Annotated in this window: 12 protein-coding genes; 8 read left to right on the forward strand and 4 right to left on the reverse strand. The window is 72.1% G+C overall.

Going from position 1 to position 17,626, the window contains the following annotated elements; all coding sequences use genetic code 11:
* Positions 1–3 precede the first annotated feature (3 nt).
* The 6 genes from JYJ93_RS16095 (at position 4) to JYJ93_RS16120 (ending at position 11,155) form a co-directional block, all read left to right on the forward strand.
* Complete coding sequence (locus tag JYJ93_RS16095) at positions 4–195, forward strand: hypothetical protein (RefSeq protein ID WP_206792277.1); 192 nt, start codon at positions 4–6, stop codon at positions 193–195.
* Between the two features lie 1,265 nt (positions 196–1,460).
* The gene (locus tag JYJ93_RS16100) at positions 1,461–4,706 is read left to right on the forward strand and encodes a PD-(D/E)XK nuclease family protein (protein ID WP_206792279.1); all 3,246 of its coding nucleotides are present in this window, start codon (positions 1,461–1,463) and stop codon (positions 4,704–4,706) included.
* The gene (locus JYJ93_RS16105) at positions 4,703–8,371 is read left to right on the forward strand and encodes a UvrD-helicase domain-containing protein (RefSeq protein WP_206792281.1); all 3,669 of its coding nucleotides are present in this window, start codon (positions 4,703–4,705) and stop codon (positions 8,369–8,371) included. The genes JYJ93_RS16100 and JYJ93_RS16105 overlap by 4 nt, the downstream gene beginning before the upstream one ends.
* A gap of 12 nt (positions 8,372–8,383) precedes the next feature.
* The gene (locus JYJ93_RS16110; RefSeq protein ID WP_206792283.1) at positions 8,384–9,694 is read left to right on the forward strand and encodes an adenylosuccinate synthase; all 1,311 of its coding nucleotides are present in this window, start codon (positions 8,384–8,386) and stop codon (positions 9,692–9,694) included.
* 56 nt (positions 9,695–9,750) lie between these two features.
* Entirely contained in the window at positions 9,751–10,650 is a 900-nt protein-coding gene (locus JYJ93_RS16115; protein WP_206792285.1) for a tetratricopeptide repeat protein, read from the forward strand.
* A gap of 64 nt (positions 10,651–10,714) precedes the next feature.
* Positions 10,715–11,155: a PH domain-containing protein gene (locus tag JYJ93_RS16120; RefSeq protein ID WP_206792287.1), complete on the forward strand. Its 441-nt coding sequence runs from the start codon at positions 10,715–10,717 to the stop codon at positions 11,153–11,155.
* Positions 11,156–11,168: 13 nt separating this feature from the next.
* Here JYJ93_RS16120 and JYJ93_RS16125 read toward each other — a convergent pair whose 3' ends face one another.
* Positions 11,169–12,005 carry an FHA domain-containing protein gene (locus tag JYJ93_RS16125; RefSeq protein WP_206792289.1) on the reverse strand — a complete coding sequence of 279 codons (837 nt, stop codon included), beginning with the start codon at positions 12,003–12,005 and terminating at the stop codon, positions 11,169–11,171.
* 128 nt (positions 12,006–12,133) lie between these two features.
* Complete coding sequence (locus JYJ93_RS16130) at positions 12,134–12,769, reverse strand: outer membrane beta-barrel protein (protein WP_206792291.1); 636 nt, start codon at positions 12,767–12,769, stop codon at positions 12,134–12,136.
* Between the two features lie 185 nt (positions 12,770–12,954).
* On the opposite strand from JYJ93_RS16130, the gene JYJ93_RS16135 reads away from it, so the two are divergent.
* Entirely contained in the window at positions 12,955–14,160 is a 1,206-nt protein-coding gene (locus tag JYJ93_RS16135; protein ID WP_206792293.1) for a carbohydrate-binding family 9-like protein, read from the forward strand.
* 9 nt (positions 14,161–14,169) lie between these two features.
* Here JYJ93_RS16135 and JYJ93_RS16140 read toward each other — a convergent pair whose 3' ends face one another.
* Positions 14,170–14,430, reverse strand: a complete 261-nt coding sequence (locus JYJ93_RS16140) for a hypothetical protein (protein ID WP_014398208.1) — start codon at positions 14,428–14,430, stop codon at positions 14,170–14,172.
* Complete coding sequence (locus tag JYJ93_RS16145) at positions 14,430–16,889, reverse strand: DNA internalization-related competence protein ComEC/Rec2 (RefSeq protein ID WP_206800325.1); 2,460 nt, start codon at positions 16,887–16,889, stop codon at positions 14,430–14,432. The genes JYJ93_RS16140 and JYJ93_RS16145 overlap by 1 nt, the downstream gene beginning before the upstream one ends.
* A gap of 191 nt (positions 16,890–17,080) precedes the next feature.
* On the opposite strand from JYJ93_RS16145, the gene JYJ93_RS16150 reads away from it, so the two are divergent.
* Positions 17,081–17,575: a CarD family transcriptional regulator gene (locus tag JYJ93_RS16150; RefSeq protein ID WP_014398206.1), complete on the forward strand. Its 495-nt coding sequence runs from the start codon at positions 17,081–17,083 to the stop codon at positions 17,573–17,575.
* Positions 17,576–17,626 lie beyond the last annotated feature (51 nt).

Genomic DNA, 17,626 nt, shown 5'->3' on the forward strand with positions numbered 1-17,626 from the left:
GCCGTGGATGCCGCCACCCTCGTGGTCCTGGGCGACCAGAGCCCCCAGGTGCTCCTCTCGGAACCTGCCCATGCCCTGACGAAGGTCCTCCCACACGCGTCCCTCCGCATGCTGCCGGGACAGGGCCATGTGGCCCACGTCTCAGCTCCCGCGCTGCTCGCCCTGGCGGTGGAGAACTTCCTCACCGCGCACTGAATCGCCCGAGGAGCCTCACGCCCTGACGTCCATGGCGGATTATCGGACAGGTTTCCACAGCAGCGCTCACGCCAAGCGCAGTGTTCCAGAACCTGCCCGACCGTCCGACAAGTTCTTGCCGCGGCTTGGCACCAGCAGTGGCAGTCCAGACTTGCCCGGCTGTCCAACAGGTTCTCGCTGCGACCTGGCGTGGGCGCCGCCGTTCCAAAACCTGTCCGACTGTCCGACATGTTTTCACAAGCGTGGGGCGCCAGCCGTGTGTCCCAACCCAACCCGGCTGTCCAACAGGTTCTCGCTGCGGCCTGGCGTGGGCGCCGCCGTTCCAAAACCTGCCCGACTGTCCAACAGGTCTTCACAAGCGTGGGGCGCCAGCCGTGTGTCCCAACCCAACCCGGCTGTCCAACAGGTTCTCGCTGCGACCTGTCGTGGGCGCTGCCGTTCCAGAACCTGCCCGACTGTCCAACAGGTCTTCACAAGCGTGGGGCGCCAGTCGTGTGTCCCATGCCGGTCCGACAGGTTTCACTGCATGGTGCCCACTGCGATGCTCCAAAAGCAGTCCGACCGTCCGACAGGTTCTCGCCGTGGCTTGGTGCCAGCAGTGGTGGTTCAGTCCTGTCCGACTATCCAACAGGTTCTGGCTGCGGCGTGGCGGCGGCGCTGTACCAGCAGCTGTCCGACGGGATTCCACAGTGGAGGTGTTCCAGCCTTGGGGCTCCAGAATCAGTCCGACTGTCCGACAGGTTTTCGCAACGCCGTGGCGCCAGCCCCGGTTTACCTGTCGAACAGGACTGGTCTTCGCGGTGCCATGACGCCAGCCACGGTCGGCCGGACTGGCTTTGGCCGTCCGACAGGTTTTCGCCGCACCATGGTCCTGGCGGAGCGCTCGTGACCGGTCCGATTGTCCGACAGGTTTTCCACCACCGTGGCGGCAGCCCCGATGGGCCAGCCGGTCTGCCTGTCGGACAGGTTTTCGCGGCTCCGTGGTGCCCGCGGTGGTGCTCCCGACCTGTTCGTCTGTCCAACAAGTTTTCGCGGCCTGTCACCTGCCGCGACTTTCCAGAACCTGTCCGACCGTCGGGCAGGTTCTGCGACCTGGGCGCCTCCAGCCTGAGCGGAGCTGTCGCGGGTCGGGCGGAAAGGCTCGCGTCCTTGGACTTCCCGGGTTCCAAGGGCGGCAGGCGAGCGGACAACGGGCCAGGGTGTGGGAATGCGCAGAAAGGAGCATGAAAACGGCGCCCCTGGCCGTTCTAGAGTCCTCGCCCCGCATGTCCCGCCCTGGTCGCACACTCCACGTCTTCCCCGATGCCGCGCGCCGCCAGGCTGCCCTGCGGGCGGAGCGGCGTGCGCGGGGCCTCGCCGTGGGGACCCATCTGCTCACGTGGGACGACTTCGTCCACGCGCTGGGTGGGGCTCGCGAACTCAACCGGCGGCCCTGTCCCGCGATGACGGCCCGCGCCGTGGTGGCCGGCCTGGGCGCATTGCTGGGCTCCACACCGTTCGGTGACTACGTGCGCGAGCCCGCCTTCGCCCGCGCCGCCGCAGACGTGCTGCTGGACCTGAAGGCGGGCCGGCTCTCTCCTCGCGAACTCCAGGACGCCGCGGAGGTGCTGCCCCCGGAGCGCCGCACCCGCGCGCGGGTCCTCGCCCGGCTCTATCACCTGTATGAACAGCGTCTGGCGGAGCTGGGGCTCGCGGACCGTGAGGACGTGCTCCGGGGCGCTCGCGAGGCGCTGGACCGGGGCGCGTGGCCCTCGGGCTGGGACGGGGTGACGGGGCTGGTGCTCCACGGCGTCTACGACGTGCGCCCGTCGAAGCTGGAGCTGCTGATGGGGCTCGCCGCGGCGTGCGAGGCCCGGCGCGTGTCGCTGCGCGTGGAGACGCCGGTGGGCGGCTCTCCGGTGGCCGACGCGGCGCTCGCGGCGCTGTTCCGCGCCTTCGAGAACCGGGGCGAGACCATGCCCCACGTGGACCTCTTCAAGGCGGACGTCACCTTCGAGGGCCGCCCCTTCACGGACCTCGGCCGGCACCTGTTCTCGCCTCGCGCCGCTCGTGACGTGCTGAAGGGCGCGGTGGACGGGCTGTCCGTGTGGAACGCGACGAACGCCCGCGAGGAGGCCCGCGTCGTGGCCCGCGACGTGCGCCGCCTCATCGACTCGGGCAGCGCGCCGGGCGACATCGCCATCGCTTACCGGGACCTGGGACCGGAGGCGGGCTGGCTCGCGGAGGCTCTGGGCGACCTGGGCGTGCCGGTGCGCCTGCCGTGGGGGGAGCCGCTCGCGCTCGCGGGGCCGGTGCGGCTGGCGCTGGAGCTGCCGGTGCTGATGGAGGACGGCTTCCCGGCTGAACGCGTGGCGGAGCTCGTCTCCAGCCGCTACGTGCCTTCGCTGTCGCGCGGGGGGCCGGATGCGCCCGCGACCCTCTTCGCGCTCGCCGCCGCGCGCGATGACCGCCTGGGCGCCACGCGAGGCAAGGGCGCCTACGACGTGCGCCTGGAAGGGCTCGCGCGCCGGATGGCCGCGCAGGGCGGCAAGCGCAAGGAGGACGCGGTCAAGGTGATGGCCGTGCGCGCGCTTCGCGACCGCGTGATGCGGCTCATCGACGAATGCCGCCACATCCCCCAGGAGGCCCCCGCCGCGGAGTCCATCGCCGCGTGGTGGAAGGTCGTGGAGCGGCTGGGCCTGCTCGACTCCTCGGGGCCCCTGGAGGCCCGCGAGGCCGGGACCCTGGGCGCGCGCATCGAGGACGCGCAGGCCCGGGACGACGCGGCGCTCGCGGCGTTCCGCCAGCGGATGGAAGCGCTGCTGCGCTCGCTGCGCGCCGTGGGCGGAGGTCCCCGCATCACCCGGCGCGTGCTGGGCCGGTGGCTGACGGACGCGCTGCGCGACGTGCACCTGCCCGCGCGAGGCCCGTCCACGGGCGCGGTGGAGGTGCTGGACCTGGCGGAGGTGCCCGGCCGCACCTTCCGGCACCTCTTCGTCGCCGGGCTCACCGAAGGCCGGCTCCCCGGGCGCGACCCGCCGTCGCCGCTGCTGGGCGACGCGGAGCGCGTGGCGCTCAACCAGCACCTGACCCGGGACGTGTTCCGCCTCACCGGCGGCGAGTTCGACGACCGCGCGCCCTGGCGCCTCACGGAGGACCGGCTGCTCTTCGCCAGCGCGCTCGCGGCGGCGGAGGGCTCGCTGAGCCTGTCGTTCGCGGTGAAGGCCGCGGGTGGACAGGAGCAGGTGCCCTCCGCGTTCCTGGAGGAGGTGCGCCGGCTCACCGGCCACAAGTGGTCCACGCGCACGCTGCCCCCGGTGCTGCCGCTGGACGAAGTGCTCACGCCGTCCGAGCTGCGGCGCACCGTGGCGCTGGAGGCGCTGGCGGGCCTGTCGTTCCCCTCCCTGCGCGTCACGGAGCCGGACCCCGCGGGACAGGTGCTCAAGGACCGCTTCGGCACGGATGACTGGTTCCGCAGCGCCCGGGAGCTGGCCCACATGGAGGCCGCGCGCCTGCGCTTCTTCGGCCGCGAGGACGAGCTGCCCGGCGAGTTCACCGGCGGCGTGCAGGGCCCCCAACTGGAGCAGAAGCTGCGCGACACGTTCCACTTCGGTCTGGAGCGCCCGCTGTCCGCGAGCGCCCTGTCGAAGTTCGGCAACTGCGGCTTCCAGGGCTTCATCGCGTACGGCCTGAAGGTGGCCGAGCCCGTGGTGGCCAACGAGGAGTTCGACGCCCGGGGCCGGGGCACCTTCTGGCACCGCGTGATGGAGGAGGTCTTCCAGGCGCTCAAGGAGAAGAAGCTCCTGGGCCAGGCGCCGGAGGACATCCCCGAGGAGGTGCTGGAGAAGGCGGTCAAGAAGGCCAGCCGGCACTTCGCGGAGCTGTACCACGTGGGCCACCACGAGCTGTGGAAGCTCGCGGGTGAGAAGGCCCAGGCCATGGCCCGGCGCATCCTCGCGGATCCGCGGCGCGGCCTGCCGTTCGACCCGCTGGTGCCCGAAGGCTTCGAGCTGCGCTTCGGCCCCGCGGCCGAGGACAAGCGCTGGAGCGACGTGAAGCTGATGGTGGCCGAGGACGCCATCGTCTTCGAGGGGCAGATCGACCGGCTGGACACGGCCGGCCCGGAGGTGGGCGTCATCGACTACAAGACGGGCCGCCTGGACAAGCGCACATTGAAAGAAAACCTGCTGCGCTCGGACTTCCAGCTCCCGCTGTACCTCTATGCCGCGCGCGTGGCGGGCCACGTGGGCGCGAAGAACGCGGCGTGGTTCTCGCTGCGCACGGGCGACGCCATCCACCTGTCCTCGGTGCTGCCGGCCGCGGAGCTGGAGGACCTGCTGTCCACCGACCCGGAGGTGCGCCAGCGCGTGGCGGAGTCCGCCGGCCTCAACCTGCCCAACGCGGTGGAGTCGCTGGTGCGCCAGCTGCGCAAGGGCGACTTCCCGGCGCGGCCCAATGACTGCGGCAAGTGCGGCTACCGCGCCGTGTGCCGCATCACCGAGCGCCGCATCTCGGACGAGGGGAGCGGATGAGCGACACCGCGCCCCACATGCTCGCGCTGGAAAAGAACCTGGCCCTGATGGCGGGCGCCGGCGCGGGCAAGACGTACAGCCTGGTGACCATGACGCTGCACCTGTTCGCGGGAGCGCGGCAGGCGGAGCCGCTGCGTCCCTCCCGGCTGTGCATGCTCACGTTCACGGACAAGGCCGCCGCCGAAATGCGCAAGCGCGTCCGCGAACGCCTGGACGCGCTGGCCCAGGGCGATGTCCCGCATGACGCGGAGAAGGACCTGCGCGCGTCGCTCGCGAGGCTGGAGCGTCCGTTCCCCACGCAGGACGCCTGGCGCAAGGTGCGCGAGGAGCTGGGCGCCGCGACGGTGGGCACGTTCCACTCGCTCTGCGGTCAGCTCCTGCGCCGCGCGCCGCCCGCGGTGGGCATCGACCCTGCCTTCGAGGTGCTGGACGAGCTGGAGGCCGCGGGCCTGCTGGAAGACGTCACCGAACGCGTCGTCCTGGACGCGCTGGAGGGCGGAGACGCGCGCGTGCGCGAGCTGTGCGCGGAGCTGGGCTTCTCCGGCTCCGGCTTCTCCGACGGGCTCGTGGCCGCGCTGATGGACGTCTACGGCACGCTGCGCGAAGAGGGCCTGAAGGCCGCCACGGCGCGCGTGGGCGACGGCGTGGCGGACAAGGCGCAGCTCGAAGCCCTCATCGAGGATTGCCGCCGCCTGTGCCTGGACGCCCGCGCCCAGGACACCAAGGGCGAGTGGAGCCCGCTCCTGTCCGCGTGCGAGCTCCCGCTGAAGACGATGACGCCGGACACGTTCATGCAGTCGGGCCACTACCCGACGCTGCGCAACGTGCTGCTGTCGGAGCCGCGCAACCTGGCCAACCTGCGCAAGGGCGCGGGCGCGTGCCTGAAGGAGCTGCTCTGGAGGGTGAAAGGCAAGAGCGACGGCTCCGTGCGGCGGCTGGAGGATGCCTACGCCGCGTGGCGCACGGCGCCCTTCGAGGCGACCTTCCGCGATCTGCTGGCCCAGGTGGAGGAGCGGCACGACGCGGAGCTGGCCCGGCGCAACGTGTTCGACTTCACCTCGCTGCTGGTGAAGGCGCGCGACCTGCTGCGCGACCATCCGGAGTTCCGCCAGCAGGTGCAGGAGCGGCTGGGCGCGCTGCTCGTGGACGAGTTCCAGGACACCAACCGGCTGCAGTTGGAGCTGGTGCTGCTCCTGGCGGAGAAGCGCGAAGGCGGCCCGCGTGAGCTGGCGCCGGACATGGACCTCGTGGCCTCGCTGCCCGTGGAGCCCGCGTTCCTGTGCGCGGTGGGTGACCGCAAGCAGTCCATCTACGAGTTCCGTGGCGCGGACGTGTCCGTGTTCAAGGTGCTCGCGGACAAGATCGAAGCCGAGGGCGGCATGCGCGGCTTCCTCCAGAACAACTACCGCTCGCTGCCGGGCGTCCTGTCCTTCTTCAACCGCGCGTTCGCCGGGCTGCTCGTGGCGAAGGAGGCGACGCCCCGTCCCTTTGAAGTCGTCTACGAACCCGAGACGGACGACCTGTCCCCCACGCGACCGGACCTGGCCGAAAGGCCCGTGGTGGAGCGGCTCACCCTGCCGGAGGCCGACACCGCCCCGGAGCTGCGCGAGTACGAAGCGGACGCGGTGGCCCGCAGGCTGCGGGTGATGCTCGCGCCGGGTGCCCCGCCGACGGTGATGGCCGAGGACAAGAAGGGCCTGCGCCCCGCGCGCGGCGGCGACGTGGCCATCCTCTTCCGGACCTTCACGCACCTGGAGGAGTACCGGCAGGCGTTGATCCGCCACGGCGTGCCGCACCGGGTGCTGCGAGGCCGCGGTTTCTACGGGGCCCAGGAGGTGCGCGACCTCGCCTCGTTGCTGGCGCTGCTCGCGGACGCGGACGACGCGCTGGCGTTCGCCGCGGTGCTGCGATCGCCGCTGGTGGGCCTGTCGGACGCGTCGCTGTTCCGGCTCGCGGGGGACCTGCCGCTGTCGCTCGGCTCACCGCGCCTGGTGGATGAAGAGGTCCGCGCCGCCATGTCCGCGCGCGAGCAGTCGCGGCTCGCGCGCTTCCTGGAGCTCATCCCCGTGCTGCGGCGCGAGCGGGACCGGCTGGGCGTGCATGCCCTCTTGCAGGCCGCGCTGGAGGCGACGGGCTACCGGGAGGCCCTCGCGGGCTCGCCCTACGCGGAGCAGGCGAGCGCGAACGTGGAGAAGCTCCTGTCGCTGGCGGCGCGCCGGGACGAGCGCGGCACGGGTGGCTGCGTGGCCTTCGCGCGCGAGCTGCGCCAGCTGGCGGACTCCGACCCCAACGAGGCCCAGGCGGACCTGCTGGACGAGGGCGACCCGCGCGCCGTGCAGTTGCTCACCATCCACCGCGCCAAGGGCCTGGAGTGGCCGGTGGTCATCGTGCCCGGCATGGGCGGACGTCGGCGCACCACGTCCGCGCGGGCGTACTTCGAGCGCTCGTTCGGCCTGGCCCTGCGGCCGTGGATGCCGGACTCGCTGGACACCTTCACCTCCGAACGCTTCGAGGCCGTGCGCGCCGAGCTGAAGGCCCGCGAGGACGCCGAATACCTGCGCCTGCTCTACGTGGCCCTCACGCGCGCCAAGGACCTGCTCGTGCTTTCCGGCGGAGAGGAGAAGCGCGCGGGCACCGACACGTGGTGGCACCGCGTGGACCGCCGGCTGGACGTGGACCCGGAGCTGCGTGCGCTCGCCAACGACGTGGACGTGGAGCAGCTGCCGCCGCCCGCGGATCCGGAGCCGCCCACGGAGGAGCAACTGGAGCAGGCGCGGATCCGCCTGGAGTCCGCGCTGGAGCGGCTGTCCGACGAAGCCTCGGGCGTGGGTGCCGCGCTGCTCACCGACGCCCCGGCGGTCGCGTCCGTGCGCGCGGTCCAGGACTTCCTCACCTGCCCGCGCCGCTACCACCAGCTCCACCGGCTGGGGCTCGCCGCCGGATCCGAACCGTGGGAAGCCCCCGTGCGCGCCGCGCCCCTCTTCGTGGAGCCTGACGGCTGGCTGCCCGTGGAGCGTCCGGACCAGCTCGTCACGCGGTTGTTGCGCGAGGTGGACCTGTCGCTCGCGGGACCGGACGCGGAGGCCTCCGAGCGGCGCGCGCACCTGGAGAACCTGCTGCGCGGCGCGGGCCGGGATCCGGACGAGGAGGAACTGGGCGGCGTGCTCGCCACCGTGGAGCGCTTCCTGGACACGACGTTCGCCCGGCAGCTCGCGGTGGCGCCCGCGTCCACCCTCCACCGCGGCCTGGACTTCGTGCTGGACCTGGATGACAGCGCCAGCGTGGAGGGCGCCGTGGATCTGCTCTGGGAGTCGCCGGACGGAGAGGCCGTGGCGGTGCTCCTGCGCCCGGGCGCCCGCCACCCCCTGGGCACTGCCGCGTGCGTCCACGAGCTGACAGCCCTGGCCCTGGCGTCCGCGCGGATGGTGCGCGACGGGGTGCCGGTGCGGGTGGGCGTGGCCTTCCTGGGAGACGCATCCCCGGAGCCGGAATTCCTCCCGGCCGGATCCGCCGACGCCGGGGCGGTGCGCCGGCTGGCCGAGGGCGTCCGAGCGCTTGTCCAGGCCGAAATGTCGCGGGCACGGCCGGGGTGGGACAAGGCGGCCTGCCAGGCCCTTCACTGCGGCTTCGCGGAACACTGTCACCCGGCCCCTCCCGCGTGCTAAGCGGCGGGCACCATGCCGAACGTCGTCGTCATCGGAGCGCAGTGGGGAGATGAGGGGAAGGGCAAGGTCGTCGACCTTCTCACCGAGCACGCCCAGGTGGTCGTCCGTTTCCAGGGCGGCAACAACGCGGGCCACACGCTGGTGGTGGGCGGGCAGAAGACCGTCCTGCACCTGATTCCGTCCGGCATCCTTCACCCGGGCAAGACGTGTGTCATTGGCAACGGGGTGGTGGTGGATCCCGCCGTCCTCGTCCGGGAGATCGACGCGCTCAAGCCGCGCGGCTTCCTCAAGGATGACGCGCAGCTGCTCATCTCCGACAACGCCCACGTCATCTTCCCGTGGCACAAGCTGTTGGACAGCTTCCGGGAGAAGGCGCGCGGTGGCAGCGCCATCGGCACCACGGGGCGGGGCATCGGTCCGGCGTACGAAGACAAGGTGGCCCGCCGGGGCATCCGCGTGCGCGACCTGCTCCACCCGGAGCGCCTGCGCCGCCGCATCGACGAGCGCCTCCCCGCCGCGCTGGAGGAGCTCAAGGACCTCTGCGCCCGGGCGGGCGTGGACGTGCCAACCCTGGAGACGCCGCAGATCCTGGCGGAGTTCTCCGCCCTGGGCGAGCGGCTGCGCCCCTACGTGCACGACGTGTCGCTCTTCCTCTCCGAGCAGGTCCGCCGCGGCGCCCGTATCCTCTTCGAGGGCGCGCAGGGCACGCTGCTGGACGTGGACCACGGCACCTATCCGTTCGTCACCAGCTCCAACTGCGTGGCGGGCAACGCCGCGGTGGGCTCGGGCCTGGGGCCCACGGCCATCGACAAGGTGATGGGCATCAGCAAGGCGTACACCACGCGCGTCGGCGGAGGCCCGTTCCCCACGGAGCTCAGCGACGAGCTGGGAGACCGGCTGCGCAAGGTGGGCGACGAGTTCGGCGCCACCACGGGCCGCCCGCGCCGCTGCGGCTGGCTGGACGGCGTGGTGCTGCGCTACGCGGTGCGCGTCAACGGTCTGTGGGGCATCGCGCTCACCAAGCTGGACGTGCTCAGCGGCATCAAGACGCTCAGCATCTGCAACGCGTACGAGCTGGACGGCCAGCGCGTCACCGAGCTGCCCGGTGACTACGAGGACCTCGCGCGCGTGAAGCCCATCTACGAGACGCTGCCCGGCTGGGACGAGAAGCTCGCCGGCGTGCGCACCTTCGACGAGCTGCCCGAAGCCGCCAAGCGCTACGTGCGCCGCGTGGAAGAGGTCAGCGGCGTGCCCGTGGTGTGCGTGTCCGTGGGCGCCGACCGCGGCGAGACGGTGCTCCTGCAGAACCCCTTCCGCAGCTAGGAAGGACGCAGGCCGCAGTGGTTCTGGCCCGCCGGGGGCCAGGACGGGAGAGGGACATGGTTCGCACGCGCAGGTTCCAGCTCGGGGTCTCGGCGGTGGTGTGGCTCGGCACGTTGGCGGTGCCGGCCTGGGCGCAGGGCCCCAGCGCACAGCCCCCGGCCACCGAGCCGAAGTCCGCCGCCCCGGCCGCGCGCGCACCGGGCCCGGCCACCGACACGCCTCCCGGCCCGGTGGAGCCCAAGCGCACGTCGCAGGCCGTGCTCGCGGCCACGCGGATCCGCGACGGGGACGCGCTGATGCGCGAGCGCCGCTACCGCGAGGCGGCCTTCGCCTTCCTCGACGCGGAGCACGCGGCGCCGGATCACGTGGAGGCGCGCTTCAAGCTGGGCAACGCGCTGGCGGTGCTGGGTTACTACGCGCGCGCCATTGAAGAGTGGGAAGCCGCGTCGCGCCTCACCCAGGACGTCGCCATCCGTCAGAGCGCGCAGGACAACATCACCCGCGCGCGCGTGAAGCAGGGCGAGCTCGGAGCGTCGCCGCAGGCGGTGGGGCAGCCGCCCGGCTCGGGCCCGGTGGCGGACACGACGCGGGCCCAGGCGCGCCGCGCCTACGAGCAGGGCGTCCAGCACATCAGCCAGCGCGCCTACGCGCCCGCGCTCCAGACGCTGACGCAGGCCCTGCAGCAGGAGCCGCTCCTGACCGTGGCGTACATCGCGCGGGGCAGCGCCAACATCGGGCTGCGGCGCTACGCGGAGGCCGCGGCGGACTACCAGTTCGCGCTGAAGCTGGAGCCGGACGCGGCCTCGCCGCTGTACGGGCTCGCGGAGGCCTACCGCGCGCTGGGCCGCAACCTGGAGGCCCGCGACCTCTACGAGCGCTACGCGCGCTCCACCGCCGCCGACGTGCGGCCCGAGCTGAAGGAGGAGTCCCGCCAGAAGGCCGAGCGCCTGCGCTGACCGTCTGCCTGGAGAGCAGGCGGGCATGGTCCGAGGGACTGTCCGGCCCACTATTTTGAAGGGCATGGACGGACGCGATCGGACGGTGGAGGGGAAGCAGCCGCACCAGGTCTTTCGCCCGCGCAGGGTGCTCGCCGCCGTGATGGCGGCGGCGGGCCTGTTATGGCTGGGCATCTTCGCCTGGCTGTTCCACTTCGACGGAGTGCCGCTGCAGACGTTCCTGTCCGCGGCCTTCTTCGTCCTCTTCTTCGGGGTGGCCGTCGCCTACTACGGCCGCACCCGCATTGAAGTGGACTCCCGGGGCATCACCTGCCGGGGCATGGTGCGCACGCGGCGCTTCTCGTTCGCGGACATCCGCAAGCTGGACGTCCTGCCCGGGCCGGTGACGGTCTACGCCATCCGGGGCAGCAAGGGCTTCGTGCACTTCACCAGCTTCTTCCGTCACCACCGGTATCTGGCTCGGCTGCTGGTGGAGCGCGCGGGGCTCTCGCCCCTGCCGGCGTAGGGCGCGCGCGTCTTCAGCCTGTCGCCGCCACCAGGGAGGTGACGAGCAGCGCACCCAGGGCCAGCGCGACGGCCCCGGCGATGATCCACCCCTCCAGGCGTCGCGGCCCTCCTTCGGGAGGCCGCGGCGTTGCTGCATTCGCGGGCTCCACGACGACGGCCACCGGCCGGGGCACGGGCCGAGCCTCTCCAGCGGCCTCGTCGAACGCCGCCTGGAAGCGGAGCAGCGAGCGCCCCAGCTCCACGACGTCCCCGTCCGCCAGGGGCGCGGGGGCCTCCAGCCGCACGCCGTTGAGGAACACGCCGTTGGGCGTGCCCAGGTCCTCCAGCACGAAGCCCGGGTCCTCGCGGCGGATCCGCGCGTGCATCCGTGACACGGCCCGGTCGCGCAGCCGCAGGGACATGCCGTCACCCCGGCCGATGTCCGTGCACGCCTCCGCGAGCGCGTGACAGCGGCCCACGTCCAGTCCGGTGAGGCAGGTGAGGGTGGCGGCGCGCGACGGCGGGATGTCCGAGTCCGTCAGCAGGCCCTTGAGCACCGCGACGGTGCCCACTTCGCGTCCGGGGGCGCCCGGCTCGGCGAGCACGCGCAGGCACATGCCGTCCGGAAGGCCCAGCACCTCGCCGGGCACCACCAGGCGCGACACGCCGGGCAGCACGCGCACCGCGTTCACGGTGAAGCTGCGCACCGCCTGCACCATGAGCCGCCCGGAGTCGATGCGCAGGGTCAACAGCCCCGGAGGAAGCCCCTCCAGGTGGACATGGTCGTCGGGGCCGCCGCCCAGCAGGTGGTGGCCCTCGGTCAGCTCGAACGGGGTGGGGGTGCCCAGGTGCTCGAATTCGAAGCGCATGCGGACGTCCGGCAGCAAGCGTCACGCCTGCCACCGGACGTCGCGTTTTCGCGAGGTTGCCCCCAGGCCCCATCCAGCCCCGGCCCCCCATGTCCGGAGGCCGGGACGGCGGTGGCCATGGCTTCTGTCTAGAAGGTGGCGCCCAGGTTGATGGTGCCCACGTAGCGGCCGCCGCTGCTGAACGTCTCGTCGCCGCCCAGGTCCACGTCGGACGGCGGCACGGTGAGCGCGAACTCCTGGTCGAACAGGAAGTTGTAGTTCACGCGCGCGTCCGCGGTGAAGCTGCCGATGTGCAGGCGCAGGCCCGCGCCCACCGGCACGCTGCCCACCGTGTCGTCCTGGAAGCCCAGGGCGGCGGAGCGCACGTTGTAGCGGCTCACGCCCAGGCCGCCCATGACGTACGGCTGGAGCGGCGTGGCCGTCAGGCCCAGCGTGACCGCCGCCTGCGCGCCGTTGCGCACGATGTCCGGCCCGCTGGTGTCCGTCGCCAGCACGCGGCTGTCGTTGAAGTTACTGATGGCGCCCGTGTAGCCCAGCTCCAGGCCCAGCACGTTCGTCGGCTTGATGGCCACCGTCACGCCGTAGCCCAGGCCTGGATCAATCTGGTCGCGCAGGCCGCTGGTGTAGCCCTCCACACCGCCGCCCACGAGGAACGTCAGTCCGCGCATGTCCGCCGACCTGCGCAGCTCCGTCGACGCCGCCTGTGCGGAACCCGCCGCCAACACCGCCACCGCCGCCGCGCCAGCCAACAATCCCTTGCTCATGTGGTCCCCTCCCTGTGTTGGACCGAAAAGTGGGGTGTACCTTCGTCCATGCCAACCGGGCTCCGGGGGCCCGCCGGCTCGGCCGCCCTCCCTTGCGGACGGGTTGCCCAGGCACGGGAAGCGCGCTGCCCACCCGAGGAAGAACGCTTCCCAGAAGACGGGGGAGGGTAGACTCCGCGCCTTCGATGCGCCTGCGCTCCCTTGCCCTCGTCCCGTTGCTGTCCTCCGTCCTGTTCATGGGTGGCGCCTGCCGCGATGAACAGGCGGGCCCCGCCCACCGCACGCCCAAGCTGCCCGCGCCCACGGCGCTGCGGACGCTCGACGCGGCCCCGGAGGGGCTCACCTTCCGCAGCGGCGCCACCTTCGCCGGAGGCGCCGTCGTCTACCTGGGCGCGCGCGTGACGCCGGAGAAGCCCACCCCAGGGCAGCCGGTGCGCATCGCGCACTACTTCCAGGCCGTGCGCCCGCCGCCCCAGGGCTTCCACTTCTTCGTGCACGTGGTGGATCCGGAGAGCGGCCAGATGCTGGCCAACGCGGATCACGAGTTCCAGGACGGCGCCGCGCCGCTGGAGACCTGGCCCGTGGGCCGGGTGCTGGAGGACGTGCACACCGTCGCCATGCCCGCCACGCCCGCGCGGCTCGCGTTGGGCTTCTGGAAGGACGATGAGCGGCTCGCGGTGGATGATCCGCGCATGCAATTGGGTGACAACCGGATGCGCGGCCCGCTCCTGGGCGGCGAGCCTCCGGCGCTGCCGGAGTACACCGTCACGCGCGTGAAGAAGGCGCCCGTGATTGACGGCGCGCTGGACGACGAGGCCTGGAAGGGCGCGAAGCCGGTGACGCTCGCGGGCAGCTTCGACGGCCGGCCCGTGCGGCTGCGCACCCAGGCGCGGCTCGTCTACGACGACGCCAACCTGTACGTGGCCTTCGACGTGGAGGACCCGGACATCTGGGGCACGATGCGCAACCGCGACGACTCCATCTACGAGCAGGAGGTCGTGGAGGTGTTCCTCGACGCCAACGCGGACGGGCGCACGTACAACGAGCTGCAGGTGTCCCCCCACAACGTCATCTTCGACGCGTACTTCCCCGCGCGGCGCCAGGGCATGGACCGCTCCTGGGACTCAGGCATGAAGACGGCGGTGAAGGTGCGCGGCACGCTGGACGACGCGTCCGACCGCGACGAGGGCTGGACGGTGGAGATGGCCATCCCGTTCAACCGGCTCGCGGAGGTGCCGCACATTCCGCCCCAGCCGGGTGAGCGCTGGCGCTTCAACCTCTACCGGTTGGAGCACCTCGAACGCCGGCAGGTGGAAGGCCAGTCCTTCTCGCCGCTCTTCATCGGTGACTTCCACGCGCTGCCGCGCTTCGGCTGGCTCGTCTTCCAGTAGGCCGGCGAGTCAGGCGTGGGGCGAGATGTCCCACGGCGCGTCCGCCACGGAGCGCTCCGCCGGATCGCCCAGGAAGCGCACGAAGCCCCGGGCCTCCAGCGTGTCGACGAGCTCCTCGGCCTCCAGCTCGGAGAACCGGTTCTCCCTCATGTCGAGCAGCAGGTCGCGCATGAGGGATTTGCCGCGCAGGTAGCCCACGGGCTCGCCAGGGCCCAGGCGGGCCTTGAGTTGGGTCGTGAGCTGCCGGAGATCCAGGTCGTCGGAGATCATCACCGCTCAAGCTGGGCCTGCTCCCCACTCCCGGCAACGGGGAGCGGGGGGGAATCCACGCGCGGCAGGAAGGACACCAGCCGGACGTCCTCACCGTCGCTCTCCAGGGTGATGGCCCCGTCGCGGTCGGTGCGCCAGCACTCGGTGCCCAGGGCCCGGTAACGCGCCTCCACCTCCGGATGAGGGAACCCGTAGCGGTTGCGCCGGCCCACGCAGAACACCGCGTGGCGCGGCCGGGTGCGCTCCAGGAGCGGCGCGGTGGACGACGTGCGCGAGCCATGGTGCGGCACCTTCAACACCGTCACCGGGCCCAGGACCTCCTCGAGCGCGGCCTCGCCCTCCGCCTCCACGTCGCCCGCGAGCAGCACGGTGACGTCGCCATGGCGCACGCGCAGCACCACGCTCCGGTCGTTCGCGCCCTCCATCAGCTCCCGGTCCACGGGAGGCCCCAGCACCTCCAGCGTCGCCTCGCCCAGGACGAACGAGGGATGGCCCACCTCCACCTCCTCCACGGCGGCGCCCTTCGCGGCGGAGATGATCCGCCGGGACAGCGGTCCGTCCGCGCTCCCCGCGGACAGCCACAGGCGTTCGGTGGGCACCTGGGCCAGGGTCGACACGAGCCCGAGCGCATGGTCCGGATGTGGATGGGAGAGCACCGCGAGGTCCAGCCGCGACACGCCCTCGGCCTTGAGGAAGGGCAGGACGAACCGCTCCCCGGTATCCGCGCCCTCCGGAACGCCGCCCGCATCCACCAACGCATGGTGCCCCTGGGAGCGCAGCACCACCGCGTCTCCCTGGCCCACGGAGAGGAAGGTGATCCGCAGCGCGGGCTCTGGGGCGAGCACGGGCAGGAGCAGCGCGCCCAGCACGGCCCCCGGAACGAGCAGTCCCAGCCATCGCCAGCGCCCCGACCCCAGTGCCCAGGCGCCCAGCCCCACCGCGTACGCCCCGCCGAGCCACGGCCCCAGGCCCGGCACCTCCACCGCCGCGAAGGGCACGGCCGCGAAGCCCCGCGTCAGCACGAGGAGGAGCTCCGATGCCCAGGCGCCCGCCCACAGCACCGGCGTCGCCACGACCGGCGCCACCACGAAGAGCGCCGCGCCGCCCGCCGCGAGCCCGGTGAGCAGTCCGCACAGGGGCAGGGCGATGATGTTGGACACGAGCCCCGCCAGGCTCACCCGGCCGAACGCCGCCGCCACCACGGGCAGCCCCACGAGCGTCGCCGCGCCGCTCGCGCACAACGTCTGCGCCACGGTCTCCCGCGCCTGGGCGGCCCACCGCTTCAGCAGCCGGGGTTCGGAAGGAGCCGGCCGGTCCAGGGGCAGGGCCTCGCGCAGCGCGGGCGACAGCAGCACCAGGCCCAGCACCGCGAGGAATGACAGCCGGAGCGACAGGTCCACGACGCTGGAGGGCGCCCAGGCCACGAGCACCAGCGCCGCCAGCGACAGGCCATTCAGCCCATCCGCGCGCCGCCACAGCGACAGGCCCAGCAGCACCGCTGACGCCATCACCGCCGAGCGCACCGCGGGCGCCTGGTTCCCCGTGAAGAGCACGTACGCCCAGACGAAGGGCACCGCAGCTGGAGCCGCCCAACGCCGCGCCTCCAGCGTCCGCCAGCGTCCACCCAGGCGCACGAGCCCCCGCCTGAGCAGCGCGAGCGTCATCAACGCGAGCGCCGCCACGTGCAGCCCGCTGACGCTGAGCACATGGGCGAGCCCCGCCCGCGAGAACGCGTCCTCCCAGGAGGCGTCCAGGTCCGCGCGCTGTCCGGCGGCCAGCGTGAGGAACAGCGCCGCCGCGTCCGCGGAGGGAGCGACCCCCTGCACCGCCGTCGTCAGCCGCCCGCGCACGTCCTCCAGCGCGAGTCGCCACGACGGGGCAGGGGAGAGCGCCAGCACGCGCCCTGGAACGAAGCCGCCCGTGAAGGCCACGCCCTGCCGCCGCCGCGCCGACGAGAAGTCCCGCTCGCCCGGATTTGAAGGAGGCGCATCCGGCACGAGCCGCGCTTCCACCCGCACGCGCTGCCCGGGGTGCAATTCCAGACCTTCCCCCCGCCCGGAGAGGCTGACGCGGAATCGAGCGGCCACCGGAGGCTCCGGAACCGGCCCCGCGCGGGCCACCGCGAGCCGCAGCCGCACGGCACCATCGAAGCGCTCCACGCGCTCCAACTCACCTTCGAGGACCGCGCTGCCGCCTTCCTTGAGGGCCAGAGGGATGTCGACCCGCGCCTCCAGGGAGGACAGCCCCGCGCCCGTCAGGGCCAGCGCGCCGAGCACCGCGAGGTGTGCTCCAGGCAAGGGGCCGAGCGCCACGCCCAACCCACCCAGACAAAGCGCGCAGAGGAGAAATACCCCGGCGAAGCTCTCTGTTCCGGTTGGCCAAAGGGCGCCGAGCAAGAGGCTCAGCGCTGGAAAGAACAACGGACGCGCACCCAGGTCGCGCCACGAATAACGAACCAACACCCACCCCCACCCACCGCCCTGTCCGTCTCGCGGCGCTCACACACCGAGCGACACCGCACACAAAACCGGACACCGTAGTGCGGCTGTCATCGGGTGGTCAAGGCGATTTCGTTGCCCGTGGATGTGGTTTGTGGTAGTAGTGGCAGGCGTGAAGGCCGGGGTCGAAGCTTTCTCCAAGGAGGCAGTTAGTGCAGACCAGCTTCAAGACTGGTGACAAGGCGGTTTATCCGGGCCAGGGCGTCGGTGAGGTGATGGGCATCGAGCACACCGAGGTCGCCGGGCAGCGCCAGTCGTTCTACGTGCTGCGCATCCTGGAGAACGGGATGCGGATCATGATCCCGATCAACAAGGTCGGGTCGGTCGGCCTCCGGGAGATCATCAGCGAGGAGGACGTCAAGCAGGTCTATTCCATCCTCCGCGAGAAGGACATCTCCGTCGACTCCACCACGTGGAACCGCCGGTACCGCGAGTACATGGAGAAGATCAAGACGGGCTCCGTCTTCGAAATCGCCGAGGTGCTCCGCGACCTGTACCTGCTCAAGGGTGACAAGGACCTGTCGTTCGGCGAGCGCAAGATGCTGGACACGGCGCGCTCGCTGCTGATCAAGGAGCTGTCGCTGGCCAAGGACTGCTCCGAGGAAGAGGTCGAGTCCGACCTGAAGAAGATCTTCAACCTCGCCTGAGTCCCCGCGTGACGCGCGGCTTCAAGCCGCCGCGTTCGCACCCCGCGCCCC

Origin of the sequence: Corallococcus sp. NCSPR001, assembly GCF_017309135.1 — a bacterium.
Classification (GTDB): Bacteria; Myxococcota; Myxococcia; order Myxococcales; family Myxococcaceae; genus Corallococcus.

Bases quoted from the DNA above. Each gene is read 5' to 3' on its own strand.
- JYJ93_RS16115 (WP_206792285.1), top strand. From the start codon at position 9,751: ATGGTTCGCACGCGCAGGTTCCAGCTCGGGGTCTCGGCGGTGGTGTGG.
- JYJ93_RS16135 (WP_206792293.1), top strand. From the start codon at position 12,955: ATGCGCCTGCGCTCCCTTGCCCTCGTCCCGTTGCTGTCCTCCGTCCTG.
- JYJ93_RS16125 (WP_206792289.1), bottom strand. From the start codon at position 12,005: ATGCGCTTCGAATTCGAGCACCTGGGCACCCCCACCCCGTTCGAGCTG.
- JYJ93_RS16120 (WP_206792287.1), top strand. From the start codon at position 10,715: ATGGACGGACGCGATCGGACGGTGGAGGGGAAGCAGCCGCACCAGGTC.
- JYJ93_RS16105 (WP_206792281.1), top strand. From the start codon at position 4,703: ATGAGCGACACCGCGCCCCACATGCTCGCGCTGGAAAAGAACCTGGCC.
- JYJ93_RS16100 (WP_206792279.1), top strand. From the start codon at position 1,461: ATGTCCCGCCCTGGTCGCACACTCCACGTCTTCCCCGATGCCGCGCGC.
- JYJ93_RS16140 (WP_014398208.1), bottom strand. From the start codon at position 14,430: ATGATCTCCGACGACCTGGATCTCCGGCAGCTCACGACCCAACTCAAG.
- JYJ93_RS16110 (WP_206792283.1), top strand. From the start codon at position 8,384: ATGCCGAACGTCGTCGTCATCGGAGCGCAGTGGGGAGATGAGGGGAAG.
- JYJ93_RS16130 (WP_206792291.1), bottom strand. From the start codon at position 12,769: ATGAGCAAGGGATTGTTGGCTGGCGCGGCGGCGGTGGCGGTGTTGGCG.